General features: G+C 58.2%; 15 protein-coding genes and 1 tRNA gene. 9 read left to right on the top strand and 7 right to left on the bottom strand.

Annotation, left to right across the window (positions count from 1 at the left end; genetic code table 11):
• Nucleotides 1-3: 3 nt before the first annotated feature.
• From clpS to cysE, 4 genes are all read right to left on the bottom strand, one after another.
• Entirely contained in the window at nt 4-357 is a 354-nt protein-coding gene (clpS, locus tag AC1RO0_RS00675) for an ATP-dependent Clp protease adapter ClpS (protein ID WP_007693397.1), read from the bottom strand.
• A 289-nt stretch (nt 358-646) separates the two neighbouring features.
• A complete protein-coding gene (locus tag AC1RO0_RS00670) occupies nt 647-1,015 on the bottom strand; it encodes a phasin family protein (protein WP_007693396.1) in 369 nt (122 codons plus the stop codon).
• A gap of 385 nt (nt 1,016-1,400) precedes the next feature.
• A complete protein-coding gene (locus AC1RO0_RS00665) occupies nt 1,401-1,604 on the bottom strand; it encodes a DUF3126 family protein (RefSeq protein WP_007693395.1) in 204 nt (67 codons plus the stop codon).
• 128 nt (nt 1,605-1,732) lie between these two features.
• Complete coding sequence (cysE, locus tag AC1RO0_RS00660) at nt 1,733-2,596, bottom strand: serine O-acetyltransferase (protein ID WP_007693393.1); 864 nt, start codon at nt 2,594-2,596, stop codon at nt 1,733-1,735.
• Nucleotides 2,597-2,672: 76 nt separating this feature from the next.
• On the opposite strand from cysE, the gene AC1RO0_RS00655 reads away from it, so the two are divergent.
• Nucleotides 2,673-3,473 carry an enoyl-CoA hydratase-related protein gene (locus AC1RO0_RS00655; RefSeq protein WP_498591069.1) on the top strand — a complete coding sequence of 267 codons (801 nt, stop codon included), beginning with the start codon at nt 2,673-2,675 and terminating at the stop codon, nt 3,471-3,473.
• 9 nt (nt 3,474-3,482) lie between these two features.
• Here AC1RO0_RS00655 and AC1RO0_RS00650 read toward each other — a convergent pair whose 3' ends face one another.
• Nucleotides 3,483-4,265: an alpha/beta fold hydrolase gene (locus AC1RO0_RS00650; RefSeq protein WP_498591068.1), complete on the bottom strand. Its 783-nt coding sequence runs from the start codon at nt 4,263-4,265 to the stop codon at nt 3,483-3,485.
• Between the two features lie 201 nt (nt 4,266-4,466).
• On the opposite strand from AC1RO0_RS00650, the gene AC1RO0_RS00645 reads away from it, so the two are divergent.
• Both AC1RO0_RS00645 and AC1RO0_RS00640 read left to right on the top strand, forming a co-directional pair.
• Entirely contained in the window at nt 4,467-4,712 is a 246-nt protein-coding gene (locus tag AC1RO0_RS00645; protein ID WP_007693387.1) for a zinc-finger domain-containing protein, read from the top strand.
• Between the two features lie 29 nt (nt 4,713-4,741).
• Complete coding sequence (locus tag AC1RO0_RS00640; RefSeq protein WP_498591067.1) at nt 4,742-5,905, top strand: FAD-dependent monooxygenase; 1,164 nt, start codon at nt 4,742-4,744, stop codon at nt 5,903-5,905.
• Here AC1RO0_RS00640 and AC1RO0_RS00635 read toward each other — a convergent pair whose 3' ends face one another.
• Nucleotides 5,906-7,096 carry a cystathionine beta-lyase gene (locus AC1RO0_RS00635; RefSeq protein WP_498591066.1) on the bottom strand — a complete coding sequence of 397 codons (1,191 nt, stop codon included), beginning with the start codon at nt 7,094-7,096 and terminating at the stop codon, nt 5,906-5,908.
• 371 nt (nt 7,097-7,467) lie between these two features.
• Here AC1RO0_RS00635 and AC1RO0_RS00630 point away from each other — a divergent pair, with 371 nt between their 5' ends.
• The 6 genes from AC1RO0_RS00630 to AC1RO0_RS00605 all read left to right on the top strand — a co-directional run bounded on the left by AC1RO0_RS00630 (nt 7,468) and on the right by AC1RO0_RS00605 (nt 12,471).
• Nucleotides 7,468-8,493: an amino acid ABC transporter substrate-binding protein gene (locus AC1RO0_RS00630; protein WP_498591065.1), complete on the top strand. Its 1,026-nt coding sequence runs from the start codon at nt 7,468-7,470 to the stop codon at nt 8,491-8,493.
• 90 nt (nt 8,494-8,583) lie between these two features.
• Nucleotides 8,584-9,774 carry an amino acid ABC transporter permease gene (locus tag AC1RO0_RS00625; protein WP_498591064.1) on the top strand — a complete coding sequence of 397 codons (1,191 nt, stop codon included), beginning with the start codon at nt 8,584-8,586 and terminating at the stop codon, nt 9,772-9,774.
• Between the two features lies 1 nt (nt 9,775).
• Entirely contained in the window at nt 9,776-10,930 is a 1,155-nt protein-coding gene (locus tag AC1RO0_RS00620; protein WP_498591063.1) for an amino acid ABC transporter permease, read from the top strand.
• Nucleotides 10,931-10,948: 18 nt separating this feature from the next.
• Nucleotides 10,949-11,722 carry an amino acid ABC transporter ATP-binding protein gene (locus tag AC1RO0_RS00615; protein WP_007693375.1) on the top strand — a complete coding sequence of 258 codons (774 nt, stop codon included), beginning with the start codon at nt 10,949-10,951 and terminating at the stop codon, nt 11,720-11,722.
• A gap of 152 nt (nt 11,723-11,874) precedes the next feature.
• On the top strand, nt 11,875-12,114 hold the full coding sequence (locus AC1RO0_RS00610; protein ID WP_007693372.1) for a hypothetical protein: 240 nt from the start codon (nt 11,875-11,877) through the stop codon (nt 12,112-12,114).
• Nucleotides 12,115-12,333: 219 nt separating this feature from the next.
• Complete coding sequence (locus AC1RO0_RS00605) at nt 12,334-12,471, top strand: hypothetical protein (protein ID WP_498591062.1); 138 nt, start codon at nt 12,334-12,336, stop codon at nt 12,469-12,471.
• Between the two features lie 43 nt (nt 12,472-12,514).
• On the opposite strand, the gene AC1RO0_RS00600 is transcribed toward AC1RO0_RS00605, so the two are convergent.
• Nucleotides 12,515-12,591 (bottom strand) — tRNA-Arg (locus tag AC1RO0_RS00600).
• Nucleotides 12,592-12,615 lie beyond the last annotated feature (24 nt).

Below are 12,615 nucleotides of genomic sequence, written 5' to 3'. Positions count from 1 at the left end.
TCCTCACTTCTTTTCCATAACACATTGCAGCGGATGCTGGTGTTGCCGGGCAAAATCCATCACCTGGCTTACCTTCGTTTCAGCTACTTCATATGTGAATATCCCGCATTCGCCGACGCCGTGGTTGTGGACATGAAGCATAATGCGGGTGGCACTCTCGAGATCCTTTTGGAAGAAACGCTCCAGGATGTGGATCACAAATTCCATGGGCGTGTAGTCGTCGTTCAAAAGCAGCACGCGGTAGAGATTGGGTTTCTTGGTCTTGGCCTTGGTGCGCGTGATCACCGAGGTTCCGCGATTGCCGTTATCCCCGTTCCTTTCGCTGTCTTTTTGCATCCGGATCGGCTCAGCGATCATTTCATTCATTCCTCAAATCATCCGGCAGAAGCTATCGCATTCCGACTTGGCAAACTGGATTGGCTAACTGACTCTGTCGGGCCGGATATCCGAACCTCTAACGTAGTTCATATTGGCGCGATTTTAAGCCCCCTGCCGGACACTGCAATCACTATTCGTTGCCAAAACGGGCAATGATCAAAAAAGTCGCTGCCACAGTCCAATAGAAACCGATAATCGAAAACGTAAAAGACCGGCCGCGCGTCGCGCAACCGGTCTTTCCTGAAATTACCAGCGGTAAGCGAAACGCTTATGCGGAGGGCGCAACCGAAGAAGCAGCCTTGCCTGCGGCCTTCGTGGCAGCGGCAATCGGCGCTTCGAAAGGCTTGTAAGCAGACTTGGCGAGATCGGCGTACATTTCGCCCAGCTTGGTCGCCTCGGCGACGAAGCTTTCATAAGAGGACTTCACGAAGCTGGTCTGCAACTCAAAAGCCGCTTCGAAGCTCTTCACGCCTGCGAGCGTCTCGAAATGCGAAACGCCATCCTGGAACGACTTCTTGGAATATTCGGCGGTTTCGGCGGCAATCGCCTGAAAGCCCTTGTTGACATCGGTATAGTTCTTCAGCGCCGTGTCGATCGCTTCCTTGCCCTTTTTATTGGCTTCATCGAAATTGAACATGTTTTCTCCGTCCCTTTGCTGATTGGCCGATAGTCGGTCTAGCAAGAGAAAACTTAAATGCAGCGCACAAATAGTCAAGTAGTCTTGTGCGTCGCAATATCTATTTAAGATTGCATTTCCGATGGAGACGCAGCGGTGGCTGGAGAGGCCGCAAGGCATCCTTCTGATTTTGCTAAAATATATTAGGCTAGTTGCAACTACAGGCTTTGGGAGAAAAATTCTTCCCTGCCCGAAAAATCCGGATTTCAGCCAAAACCATGCCAAACTTGATTCGAAATGACGAGCATTTGGATTGCTTTCGAGCGATTACTCAAAAAAAGAGCTGCATTTCGACGAAAATGCGACTCTCTTCGAGATCGGTGCAGTTCGGAAATTGGCGTCTCGATTAGAGATCCATATCCAGGATAGCCATCGAGAAGTTGTAGGAACGGTCGCCGTCTTCGTCGTCGATGTAGACAACGCCCAGGAACTCTTCACCGAGATAGACTTCCGCGGAATCGTTCTTGCGCGGACGGGCCTTGACCACCATCTGCGGGTTGAACGTGCGCTTGAAATAGGCGTCGAGCTTCTTGATTTCGTCAGGCTTCACAATTTATCTCCGCGAGGAATCTCAGGTTGGCCGCTTCTTGCATAGGAAAAGCGGCAGTGTAAAGACCGGAAGCGCGCCTTCCACCCGGGCCGGCGCCGCAAAATCCTGAACGCTTAACAGGATTTTCCTTAGATTCCGGCGCCCATGATCTGGTCGACGATGATCTTCTCAGCGAGAAGCTGATCCATGGAGCGGGAGGGCTCCGAACAGCCGGCTTCCCCAACTACCTTGGCCGGCACGCCGGCCACCGTCGTCTTCGGCGGCACTTCCTTCAGCACCACCGAGCCGGCGGCAATGCGCGAGCAATGGCCGATCTGGATATTGCCGAGAATTTTCGCGCCAGCGCCGATCAGCACGCCATGGGCGATCTTCGGATGGCGGTCGCTGCCTTCCTTGCCGGTGCCGCCAAGGGTAACGCCATGCAGGATCGAGACGTTGTCGCCAATGACGGCGGTTTCGCCGACGACCAGGCCGGTCGCATGATCGAGAAAGATGCCCTTGCCGATGCGCGCAGCCGGATTGATGTCGGTCTGGAAAACGCTGGAGGAGCGGCTCTGCAAATAAAGCGCGAAATCACGGCGGCCGCGATTGAGCAGCCAATGCGCCAGGCGATGGGTCTGGAGCGCATGGAAACCCTTGAAATAGAGAACAGGCTCCAGGAAACGCAGGCAGGCGGGGTCGCGATCATAAATGGCCTGGATATCGACGCGCAGGATCGAGCCCCACTCCGGCCAGTCGGACAGCATTTCCTCGAAGGTCTGACGCAGCAGAATGCCCTGCATGTCCGGATGGTCCAGACGTTCGCAGATCCGATAGATGACGCATTCTTCCAGCGACCGGTGATTGATGATCGTGGAATAGAGGAAGGCGGCAAGAAGCGGATCCCGATCGGCGGCAGCGCGGGCTTCCTCGCGCATGCTGTCCCAGATGGGGTCGACGACCTTGAGTGAGCCTAAGCCTTCGACCGGGCGAATGTCCGTTGCTGCGACCATTGGCGGTCTCCTGATTTCCTATTGGTAGGACATTATATAGAGTAAAAGTCCGACAACATAAATGGGTTAGGCACGTATGAGTTTTGCGCATGATTTTGCCGGCGGTCTCCTGCGTGCGAGTTGCAGCGATGGTGTTGGGACGCTTGCCATCGACAATCCCGACCGCAAGAATGCCGTCACCGCGGCAATGTGGCGCGCGATACCGCAAGCCGTCCGCATTCTGACCGACGAAGCCCATGCACATGTCATCGTCATTCGCGGTGCAGCCGGCGATTTTTCCGCCGGCGCCGACATTAGCGAATTCGATAGCCTGCGCAAGAATACGGAAACCGCCATCGCCTACGAGGGGCTGAACAGCGACGCCTTTACCGCCATCCGCCACTGCCGCGTGCCGACGATCGCGGCGATCCGCGGCATCTGCTATGGCGGCGGCTTCGGTATCGCCGCCGCCTGCGATCTGCGCGTCGCCGAGGAAGGCGCGCGCTTCTCGGTGCCCGCCGTCCGCCTCGGCATCGCCTACCCCGCCGATGCGGTGCAGGACATCGTCAATGCGCTCGGACCGCAGATGGCCAAGGTCGCGCTGTTCACCGGCGCACCGATGCCGGCCGGCAAGATGGTGACGGCCGGTTTCCTGCTGGAAGAGGTCGCAGCCCAAGCCTTCGACGGTGAGGTCTCGGCGCTTGCCCATGCGATCGCCGCCAATGCGCCGATCGCGCTGCATGCTTCGAAGCTAGCGGTGCGTGCGGTCGTCGAACAGGATAGCGACCTTCTGCGGGAAGCGGAGGTTATCGGCGCCGAGACTTTCGATAGTGCCGACTATGCCGAAGGCCGCGCCGCCTTCGCCGCAAGGCGCAAACCGCATTTCACCGGCAAGTGACTTGACCTATCAATCGGCCAGCCGCTCGTAGAACTCCAGGACGGCCTTCTTGAACAGCTTGTCGCCGACGGCGAGCATGTGGTCGCGGTTGGGGATATCCAGGACTTCGGCATGCGGCATCAGCGCCGCAAGTTCCTGCGCCGAGCCGGCAATGTCGTCCTTGGTGCCGACGGCGATCAGGGTCGGCTGCTCGACCTTCCCGACGTCTTCTCTTGCCGCGAGATCGCGCGAGCCCTTGATGCAGGCGGCCAGCGCCTGGCGATCGCTCTTGGTCTGATCGGCGAAGGCGCGGAACATGCGGCCGCGCTCGTGCGTGACATCGTCCAGCGACGGCGCAAGCAGCGCATCGGCTATCGGATCCCAATCACCAACGCCGTCGACCATGCCGATGCCGAGACCGCCGAGGACGAGAGACCGAACGCGGTCTGGATGCGCCATCGCCAGGAAGGTCGAAACGCGCGCGCCCATCGAATAGCCCATGACATGGGCTTCGGGAATGCCGAGATGATCGAGCAGGGCAACGGCATCCTCGGCCATGATCCAGGGATGGTAGGCATCGGCATCGTAGGATTTATCGCTTGCTCCATGGCCGCGATTGTCGATGGCGATGACGCGGTAGCCCGCATCGCCCAGCGTCTTCAGCCATCCCGGATTGACCCAGTTGGCAATTGCGGTCGAGGCAAATCCATGAATCAACAGCACCGGCGGGCCGTTCGGATCGCCCTCGTCGAAATAGGCGAGCTTCAGGCCATCATGGGTGAAGTGAGAAAAGGCGGGGACATTCAGATTCATGGCAAGGTCTTTGCAAACATCGTCTCTTTGGCGCCAAACCTTATTTTATCGGCGATATCAGGTGAACCCCGGCCCCACGAAAATCTGTGCGCCGAGCCGGACTTTCGCACTACACAATCGCCAAGAAGGATTATAAAGAAGGGCTACCAAGTCTGGCGCAACATTCATGCCATCCAAGGCAAGACGTATTCGGAGATCATCATGGCCGGCCACAATATTCCCCATTTCCAGAATGACGGCGGTCACCGCGTTATCGAGATCGGCGTGAAGGAATTCATGTGCACCGGCGCCTCGGTCCCCTATGACCATCCGCATATCTTCATCGATCTGGGTGACGAGAGCGAGAAGGTCTGCTCCTATTGCTCGACGCTCTATCGCTACAATCCGTCGCTGAAGGCAGACCAGACCAATCCGGCCGGCTGCGTTTTCCAGTTCAAGGCCGCCTGATTCTACGAGACCGGATCGGACATAGCTGAATGCCGATCAAGAGCGCCGCGATCATCGGTGCCGGGATAGCCGGCCTCACGGCGGCGCTGGCGCTGGCAAGGTACGGCATTCGCTCTGAGATTTTCGAACAGGCCGAAGCGCTGACTGAGGTCGGCGCTGGCCTGCAAATCTCTCCCAACGCTTCCCGCATTCTCGACACGCTCGGTGTGCTCGATGCGCTCCTGCCGGTCTGGCTGGAGCCGAAGGAAGTACGGCTGGTCTCCGGCTCATCCTTGCGGCCGATCGCATCCGTTCCCTGCGGGAATTTTGCTAAGCAGCGTTGGGGCTCGCCCTATGGTGCTGTGCATCGCGCCACGCTGCAAAAGGCGCTGCTCGATGCCGTGACTGCCAATCCGCTCTGCGCGCTGCATCTCGGTCGGCAAATCGACGCAACGAACCGGCAGGCGCTCGATGCGGCCATCGGCGATAAGGCGGATCTGATCATCGGCGCCGATGGAGTCTGGTCGAAGGTGCGGGCGCTGGTGCCCGGCAGCCCCTCGCCGCTTTTCTCCGGCAATATCGCCTGGCGCTTCACCATCCCCGAGGCGCTGGCTCCCTCGATCCTCGACCGAGCAAACGTTACCGCGTTTCTCGGCGCTTCGGCGCATCTCGTCTGCTATCCGATCCGGGAAAAATCCGCCTTCAATATCGTCGCAAACACGCCCGGAAGCAGCGCGAGCCACGGCTGGGATGCCACCGGCACCAAAGCACAACGCGATCATCTGCTACAGCGCTTCTCTGGCTGGAACGGCGCAATCACACGGATGCTGGAACAGCAGGAGCAACTAAGCTTCTGGCCGCTCTACGAAGCAAACGTCGGGCGCTGGCACAATGGCAAGGATGCGATTCTGATCGGCGATGCCGCGCATGCGATGATGCCCTTTGCGGCCCAGGGCGCGGCAATGGCGATCGAGGATGCCTTCGAGCTCGCCGGGACGGTCGCTTCACGCTCGCTTGGCGAGGCGCTCGACCTTTTTGAAAGACATCGTGCGCCACGAATCGCACGCCTGCGCCAACGCGCCGCCTTCAATCAATTTGCCTATCACGCCCGCGGTCCCGTGCGGCTGGCGCGCGATCTGGTTCTATCCCTGCGTCCGCCGCAAAGCCTCGCGGCGGACATGGACTGGATCTACGGCTACCGCGCCATCGGCTGATCAGGCCTCTTTTGCTGCGGCAAAGCCCTTTTCGATATCGGCCTTGATATCGGCGACGTCTTCAAGCCCGATCTGCAGGCGTAGCACCGGGCCTTCCGTCGGCACCTTGGTGACGCGCCGGTCGTTGAGTTTGACGTGCAATGCGAGGCTTTCGAACCCACCCCAGGAATAGCCGAGACCAAAAATCCGGAGTGCGTCGAGGAAGGCGTGCGCCTTGGCCTTGAATTTCTCCGGACTGTCGACGGCCAGTACAAAGGAGAAGATGCCGCTCGATCCCTTGAAGTCACGTTTCCAAAGCGCATGGCTCGGGAAGCTCGGCAAGGCCGGATGCAGGACGCGCGCGACCTCCTCCCGGCCCTCGAGCCATTGCGCTATGGCAAGCGCGCTTTCCTGATGCCGCTCCAGCCGCACGCCCATGGTGCGCAGGCCGCGCAGCACCTGGTAGGCATCGTCGGGCGCGCCGCACATACCGAGTTGACCGTGGGCGTCCAGCAATTTCTGCCAATGCGCCGCATTGGCGGAGACGGTTCCCATCAACACGTCGGAGTGGCCGGCCGGATATTTCGTTGCGGCGTGGATCGAGATGTCGACGCCATGATCGAGCGGCTTGAAATAGAGCGGCGTCGCCCAGGTATTGTCCATGGTGACAACGCAGCCATGCCTGTGAACGGCAGTCGAAATCGCGGAAATATCCTGCATTTCGAAGGTGTTCGAGCCCGGCGCTTCAGTGTGCACCAATTTGGTATTCGGCCTGATCATCTGCTCGATGCCAGCACCAATCTGTGGATCGTAGTACTCGACCTCGACGCCGAGACGCTTCAGCATGGTGTCGCAGAAGAAGCGCGTCGGCCCGTAAACCGAATCAACGACCAGTGCATGATCGCCGGCGGACAAAAAGGCCAGGAACGGCACGGTGACCGCCGCGAGCCCCGACGGCACGAGAACCGTACCTGCCGATCCCTCCAGCGCATCGATCGCCTCGCAGAGCGCATCTGTCGTCGGCGTGCCGCGCGTGCCGTAGGTATATTTCTGGTCGTGCGTCTCCATCGTCCGCGCATCGCGGAAAAGCACCGTGGACGCATGAACGACCGGTGGATTGACGAAGCCATGATAGTCGGAGGGCGAATAGCCGATGTGTGCCAAACGGGTATTGATGCCGGCGTTTTGCAGCGGTGTGTCTTTGTCTTTCATGCTTGGATATGCCTTTGGCGCTGTGGGATTTCGATTTGTGGCGGCCAAGTCAGGCGGGGTCAACCCCGAATGGTTCAGTAGTTCCTACTATTACCACCTACAGAAATACCAAAACGACAGAATTTTACGCCGTTTTCGCGCATTTTTTGACAAAACGCTGCCTAAACCGAAGCCAATTGCCCATTTTAAAGCCGCACAGAGCAAAAATGCCGGAATATTCCTCAATAATTCGGCCAATGTCTTGACCCGAAATGCATTTACGAATGAGATAGGACCACTCGCACCGGGAGAGTGAGGAACACGGTTCTCCGAGAACCTGCTTCGGGAGCGATACATTTTAACTATAAAACAAGAGACAAAGGTTGGGAAAGATGAAAAAGATTGCTCTGTCCGCATTCCTCGGAGCGGCGGCATTGGCTTACGGCGTTTCTGGTGCGTCGGCATCGACGCTGAGCGATGTGAAGGCCAAGGGATTCGTACAATGCGGCGTGAATACCGCCCTTCTTGGGTTCTCACAGCCCGATGCCTCTGGCAACTATTCCGGTTTTGACGTCGACATGTGCAAGGCTGTCGCTGCGGCTGTCTTCGGAGACGTGACCAAGGTCAAGTACACTGCCCTCAGCTCAAAGGATCGCTTCACTGCGCTGCAGTCCGGCGAAATCGACCTCTTGTCGCGCAACACGACCTGGACCCTCAACCGTGATACGGCGCTCGGCCTCAACTTCCGCCCGGTCACCTATTATGACGGCCAGGGCTTCATGGTCCGCAAGGAACTGAACGTGAAGTCGGCTCTGGAACTCTCCGGCGCCGCCGTCTGCGTGCAGTCGGGAACCACGACGGAACTCAACCTCGCCGACTACTTCAAGTCCAATAACCTCCAGTACAATCCGGTGGTCTTCGACAAGCTCGAAGAAGTCAACGCTGCCTATGACTCCGGTCGTTGCGACGTCTACACCACCGACCAGTCCGGCCTCTATTCGTTGCGCCTGACGTTGAAGAACCCTGACGACAACGTCGTTCTGCCTGAGATCATCTCCAAGGAGCCGCTTGGCCCGGCCGTACGCCAGGGTGACGACCAGTGGTTCGATATCGTCAGCTGGACCGCCTATGCTCTGATCAACGCCGAAGAATTCGGCATCACGCAGAAGAACGTCGATGAGATGAAGAGCTCGGCGAACCCGGACATCAAGCGCTTCCTCGGTGCAGAACAGGGCTCGACCCTCGGCACGGATATGGGCCTGACCAACGACTGGGCCTACAACGTCATCAAGGGCGTCGGCAACTACGGTGAAGTCTTCGACCGCAACATCGGTGCAGGCAGCCCACTGAAGATCGCCCGCGGCCTGAACGCGCTCTGGAACAAGGGCGGCATCCAGTACGCACCGCCGGTTCGCTAAGCCAGTGACCTGATTATTCGAGGAAGGCGGGAGCCGCCTTCCTCATCTAATATAACAAGCCCGAACGGGCACACCGGGGAAAAGCTCCGCATGGCAATCACAACGAATTCGCCCGAGGGCGAACGCTCTTTCGCATCGGCGATATATAATCCCAAGGTCCGCGGCCTGTTCTATCAGGTCCTTACTGTTATCATTCTGGTGGCGGCGGCCTGGTTCATCGTCCAAAACATCATCGACAATCTGCGTGCATCGAACCAGTCTTTCGGCTTCAGCTTCCTCACGGGGCGCGCCGGCTTCAATCTCGGGCAAGCGCTGCTTCCCTTTTCGAGCGATTCCACCAATACCCAAGCGCTGATTGTCGGCCTGCTCAATACGATCGTCATTTCGATATGCGGCATCATCGCCGCGACGATCATCGGCTTCCTCATCGGCATCGGGCGTCTTTCGAAGAACTGGTTGATTGCCAAGCTTTGCCAGGCCTATGTCGAGCTTTTCCGCAACATCCCACCGCTGCTGGTCATCTTCTTCTGGTATAGTGGCGTTCTGGTATTGTTGCCGCAGGCACGCGACGCCCTGCACCTGCCGTTCTCCAGCTACCTCAGCAATCGTGGCCTCGCTTTTCCGAGCCCGATCTTCGGCGCTGGGATGTGGGCTGTCGGCGCGGCCATCGTCATCGCCATCGTTGCCGTCTTCTTCCTGGCACGCTGGGCACACAGACGCCAGGCAGCCACCGGCCAGCAGTTCCACACCATCTGGGTGTCGATCGCCCTCATCGTCGGCTTGCCACTTCTGACCTTCCTCGTCTCCGGCAGACCGCTCTCTTTCGACTACCCCGTTGCTGGAAAGTTCAATCTGACGGGCGGCTTCGTCGTCGGACCGGAATTCATTTCCCTGTTCCTTGCGCTTTCCTTCTATACCGCCTCCTTCATCGCTGAAATCGTGCGTGGCGGCATACTCGGCGTAGCAAAGGGACAATCGGAAGCAGCCGGCGCACTCGGTCTGCGTTCTTCCGCCATCACCCGGCTTATCGTCATTCCGCAGGCGCTTCGCATCATCATTCCGCCACTGACCAGCCAATATCTGAACCTGACGAAAAACTCGTCGCTCGCGATCGCCATCGGCTATGCCGATCTCGTTGCCGTCGGCGGCGTCATTCTCAATCAGTCCGGCCGCGCCATCGAGGTCGTCATCATCTGGATGATCGTCTACCTCACATTGAGCATCGTCACCTCGCTGTTCATGAACTGGTTCAACGCCAAGATGGCTCTGGTGGAGAGATAATATGTCCAATACGAACCATAGTTTTGTGAGCAAAACCCTTCTTCCGCCGCAGCAGGCTCCGGCCAACGAGAAGGGTGTTGGGCACTGGATCAAAAAGAACCTGCTGGCGACGCCGAAGGACATGGTGTTGACCGTCCTCGCCATCGCCTTTCTCGCATGGGCCATTCCGCATATCGTCAACTGGCTATTCATCCAGGCGGCCTGGACCGGCGCCGATCGCACTTTCTGCGCAACGACGGTACAGGGCGGCACTCAGCCGGACGGCTGGAGCGGCGCATGCTGGGCTTTCGTTGGTGCGAAAATCAACGTCTTCCTGTTCGGTCTCTATCCGCCCGAGGAACGCTGGCGGCCAATACTCGTCATCATTCTTGCCGTTCTGACTATCGCGCCATTGCTGATACCGTCGGTTCCGAGAAAAGGGCTGAATGTCCTCCTGGCGTTCATCGTGCTCCCGATCCTGTCGTTCTTCCTGCTTTACGGCGGGTTCGGCCTCGATATCGTGGAAACCCAGAGATGGGGTGGCCTGATGGTGACGCTGATAGTCTCCTTCGTCGCGATCGCAGTATCAGTTCCGTTCGGCATCGTACTCGCGCTCGGACGACGCTCGCAAATGCCTGTGATCCGCATGCTATGCGTGCTCTTCATCGAGGTCATTCGTGGCATTCCGCTGATCACGGTGCTGTTTATGGCCAGCGTCATGCTGCCGCTCTTCCTGCCGCAGGGCTGGACGATCGACAAGCTACTGCGCGCCGTGATCGGTGTCTCGATCTTCACCTCGGCCTATATGGCTGAAGTCATCCGCGGCGGCTTGCAGGCGGTTCCGAAGGGCCAGTTCGAAGGAGCCGATTCGCTCGGCCTCGGCTATTGGCAGAAAATGCGGCTGATCGTTCTGCCGCAGGCGATCAAGCTGGTCATCCCCGGCATCGTCAACACCTTCATCGGCATGTTCAAGGACACCTCGCTGATCTCGATCATCAACATGTTCGATCTGCTCGGCATCGTCCGCCAGAATTTCTCCGATCCGAATTGGGCAAGTCCGGTGACACCGGTCACCGGTCTCATTTTTGCCGGCTTCGTATTCTGGCTTTTCTGCTTCGCCATGTCGCGTTATTCAGGTTTCATGGAACGCCATCTCGACACTGGCCACAAACGATAAAAACTGAGGGAAAATAATATGGCTGATGCCCAACCGAAAAAACTGACCATTTCCGATACGGAAGTCGCGGTTGAAATGATCAACATGAACAAGTGGTACGGTGATTTCCACGTATTGCGCGACATCAACCTCAAGGTCATGCGCGGCGAGCGCATCGTCATCGCCGGCCCGTCGGGTTCCGGCAAATCGACGATGATCCGCTGCATCAACCGGCTGGAAGAACACCAGAAGGGCAATATCTTCGTCGATGGTACCGAGCTCACCAATGACCTGAAGAAGATCGACGAAGTGCGCCGCGAAGTCGGCATGGTGTTCCAGCACTTCAACCTCTTCCCGCATCTGACGATCCTGGAAAACTGCACGCTGGCGCCGATCTGGGTGCGCAAGATGCCGAAGAAGCAGGCGGAAGAAATCGCCATGCACTTTCTCACGCGCGTCAAGATCCCGGAACAGGCGAAGAAATATCCGGGCCAGCTTTCCGGCGGTCAGCAGCAGCGCGTGGCGATTGCCCGCTCGCTGTGCATGAACCCGAAGATCATGCTGTTCGATGAGCCGACCTCGGCACTCGACCCGGAAATGATCAAGGAAGTGCTCGACACCATGGTGGGTCTCGCCGAAGAAGGCATGACCATGCTCTGCGTCACCCACGAAATGGGCTTCGCCCGCCAGGTCGCCAACCGCGTGATCTTCATGGACCAGGGCCAGATCGTCGAACAGAACTCGCCGAAGGAGTTCTTCGACAATCCACAGCACGAGCGCACCAAGCTGTTCCTGAGCCAGATCCTGCACTGATCCAGCGATTACCGGACAAACGAAACCCGTCGGCTGTGACGCAGCCGGCGGGTTTTTTATTTCATTCGGATTATCGGGCCGTTGCCACCATTAACCATCTTGACATCAGGAACAAACAAGAACATTTTGCGAACAAACAAGGGCGAAGCACAATGGCATCCGGCGAAAAATTTATTATCCTTCCCTACAAGAAGAACCGTGGAAACCTGGTTCCAGGCGAAATGCGACAGGCATCGAGCGCCGCCGGCGCAGAGAAGATCGCCTCTTCCATGTCCGCCCGCTTCATCGGCGTCGCAGCCTATTCCGTCATGGTCGACGAAGAGACCGGCGACATGACCGCCCCTCGCCTGCTTGCCCGGCACGGCGAGATTGCGGATCTGAACGCTGCTTGATATTGCTCACTAGCCAAGACCTCTCATCCGCTCGAGACAAGCCTCAGTTTTACGATCGCAGCAGCTGGCGCTACAGCGACCGCCTCCGGCGGTAGGCTGGCCGCCTGAAAAGGCATATGGCGCACCGCCCCAAACGCGATATACTATCGCCGGCTGCGCAAGACGCAGTTTTCACGAGGCGTTGGGGAACGGGGCGTGAAGAAGAGCGACAGGATAGTCATGACACTCGCGCTTCTGGGCGCGGCAATCATCATCATCAAAATGATCGGGGCGATGTCCGGATACGATCTTATCGAGATGGCGGTCAATGCGACCAGGCCGGCCGATAGCGGCGGCTGGTTGTCGGCGACGCGCTAAGGCGTGTTGCCTATATGTCGTGAGGGTTGGACAAAGAAAAGCTTGGCGACCCCTGCAGGATTCGAACCTGCGACCACCTGCTTAGAAGGCAGGTGCTCTATCCAGCTGAGCTAAGGGGCCTTTAAGCCAAGGCGCCGCGAGCTG

Source organism: Rhizobium sp. GW821-FHT14E12 (genome assembly GCF_058803745.1).
The sequence above is the reverse complement of the archived record's forward strand: the minus strand, read 5'-3'. Positions and strand labels throughout refer to the sequence as shown.

Bases quoted from the DNA above. Each gene is read 5' to 3' on its own strand.
- clpS (WP_007693397.1), bottom strand. From the start codon at position 357: ATGATCGCTGAGCCGATCCGGATGCAAAAAGACAGCGAAAGGAACGGG.
- AC1RO0_RS00670 (WP_007693396.1), bottom strand. From the start codon at position 1,015: ATGTTCAATTTCGATGAAGCCAATAAAAAGGGCAAGGAAGCGATCGAC.
- cysE (WP_007693393.1), bottom strand. From the start codon at position 2,596: ATGGTCGCAGCAACGGACATTCGCCCGGTCGAAGGCTTAGGCTCACTC.
- AC1RO0_RS00655 (WP_498591069.1), top strand. From the start codon at position 2,673: ATGAGTTTTGCGCATGATTTTGCCGGCGGTCTCCTGCGTGCGAGTTGC.
- AC1RO0_RS00650 (WP_498591068.1), bottom strand. From the start codon at position 4,265: ATGAATCTGAATGTCCCCGCCTTTTCTCACTTCACCCATGATGGCCTG.
- AC1RO0_RS00645 (WP_007693387.1), top strand. From the start codon at position 4,467: ATGGCCGGCCACAATATTCCCCATTTCCAGAATGACGGCGGTCACCGC.
- AC1RO0_RS00640 (WP_498591067.1), top strand. From the start codon at position 4,742: ATGCCGATCAAGAGCGCCGCGATCATCGGTGCCGGGATAGCCGGCCTC.
- AC1RO0_RS00635 (WP_498591066.1), bottom strand. From the start codon at position 7,096: ATGAAAGACAAAGACACACCGCTGCAAAACGCCGGCATCAATACCCGT.
- AC1RO0_RS00630 (WP_498591065.1), top strand. From the start codon at position 7,468: ATGAAAAAGATTGCTCTGTCCGCATTCCTCGGAGCGGCGGCATTGGCT.
- AC1RO0_RS00625 (WP_498591064.1), top strand. From the start codon at position 8,584: ATGGCAATCACAACGAATTCGCCCGAGGGCGAACGCTCTTTCGCATCG.
- AC1RO0_RS00620 (WP_498591063.1), top strand. From the start codon at position 9,776: ATGTCCAATACGAACCATAGTTTTGTGAGCAAAACCCTTCTTCCGCCG.
- AC1RO0_RS00615 (WP_007693375.1), top strand. From the start codon at position 10,949: ATGGCTGATGCCCAACCGAAAAAACTGACCATTTCCGATACGGAAGTC.
- AC1RO0_RS00610 (WP_007693372.1), top strand. From the start codon at position 11,875: ATGGCATCCGGCGAAAAATTTATTATCCTTCCCTACAAGAAGAACCGT.
- AC1RO0_RS00605 (WP_498591062.1), top strand. From the start codon at position 12,334: ATGACACTCGCGCTTCTGGGCGCGGCAATCATCATCATCAAAATGATC.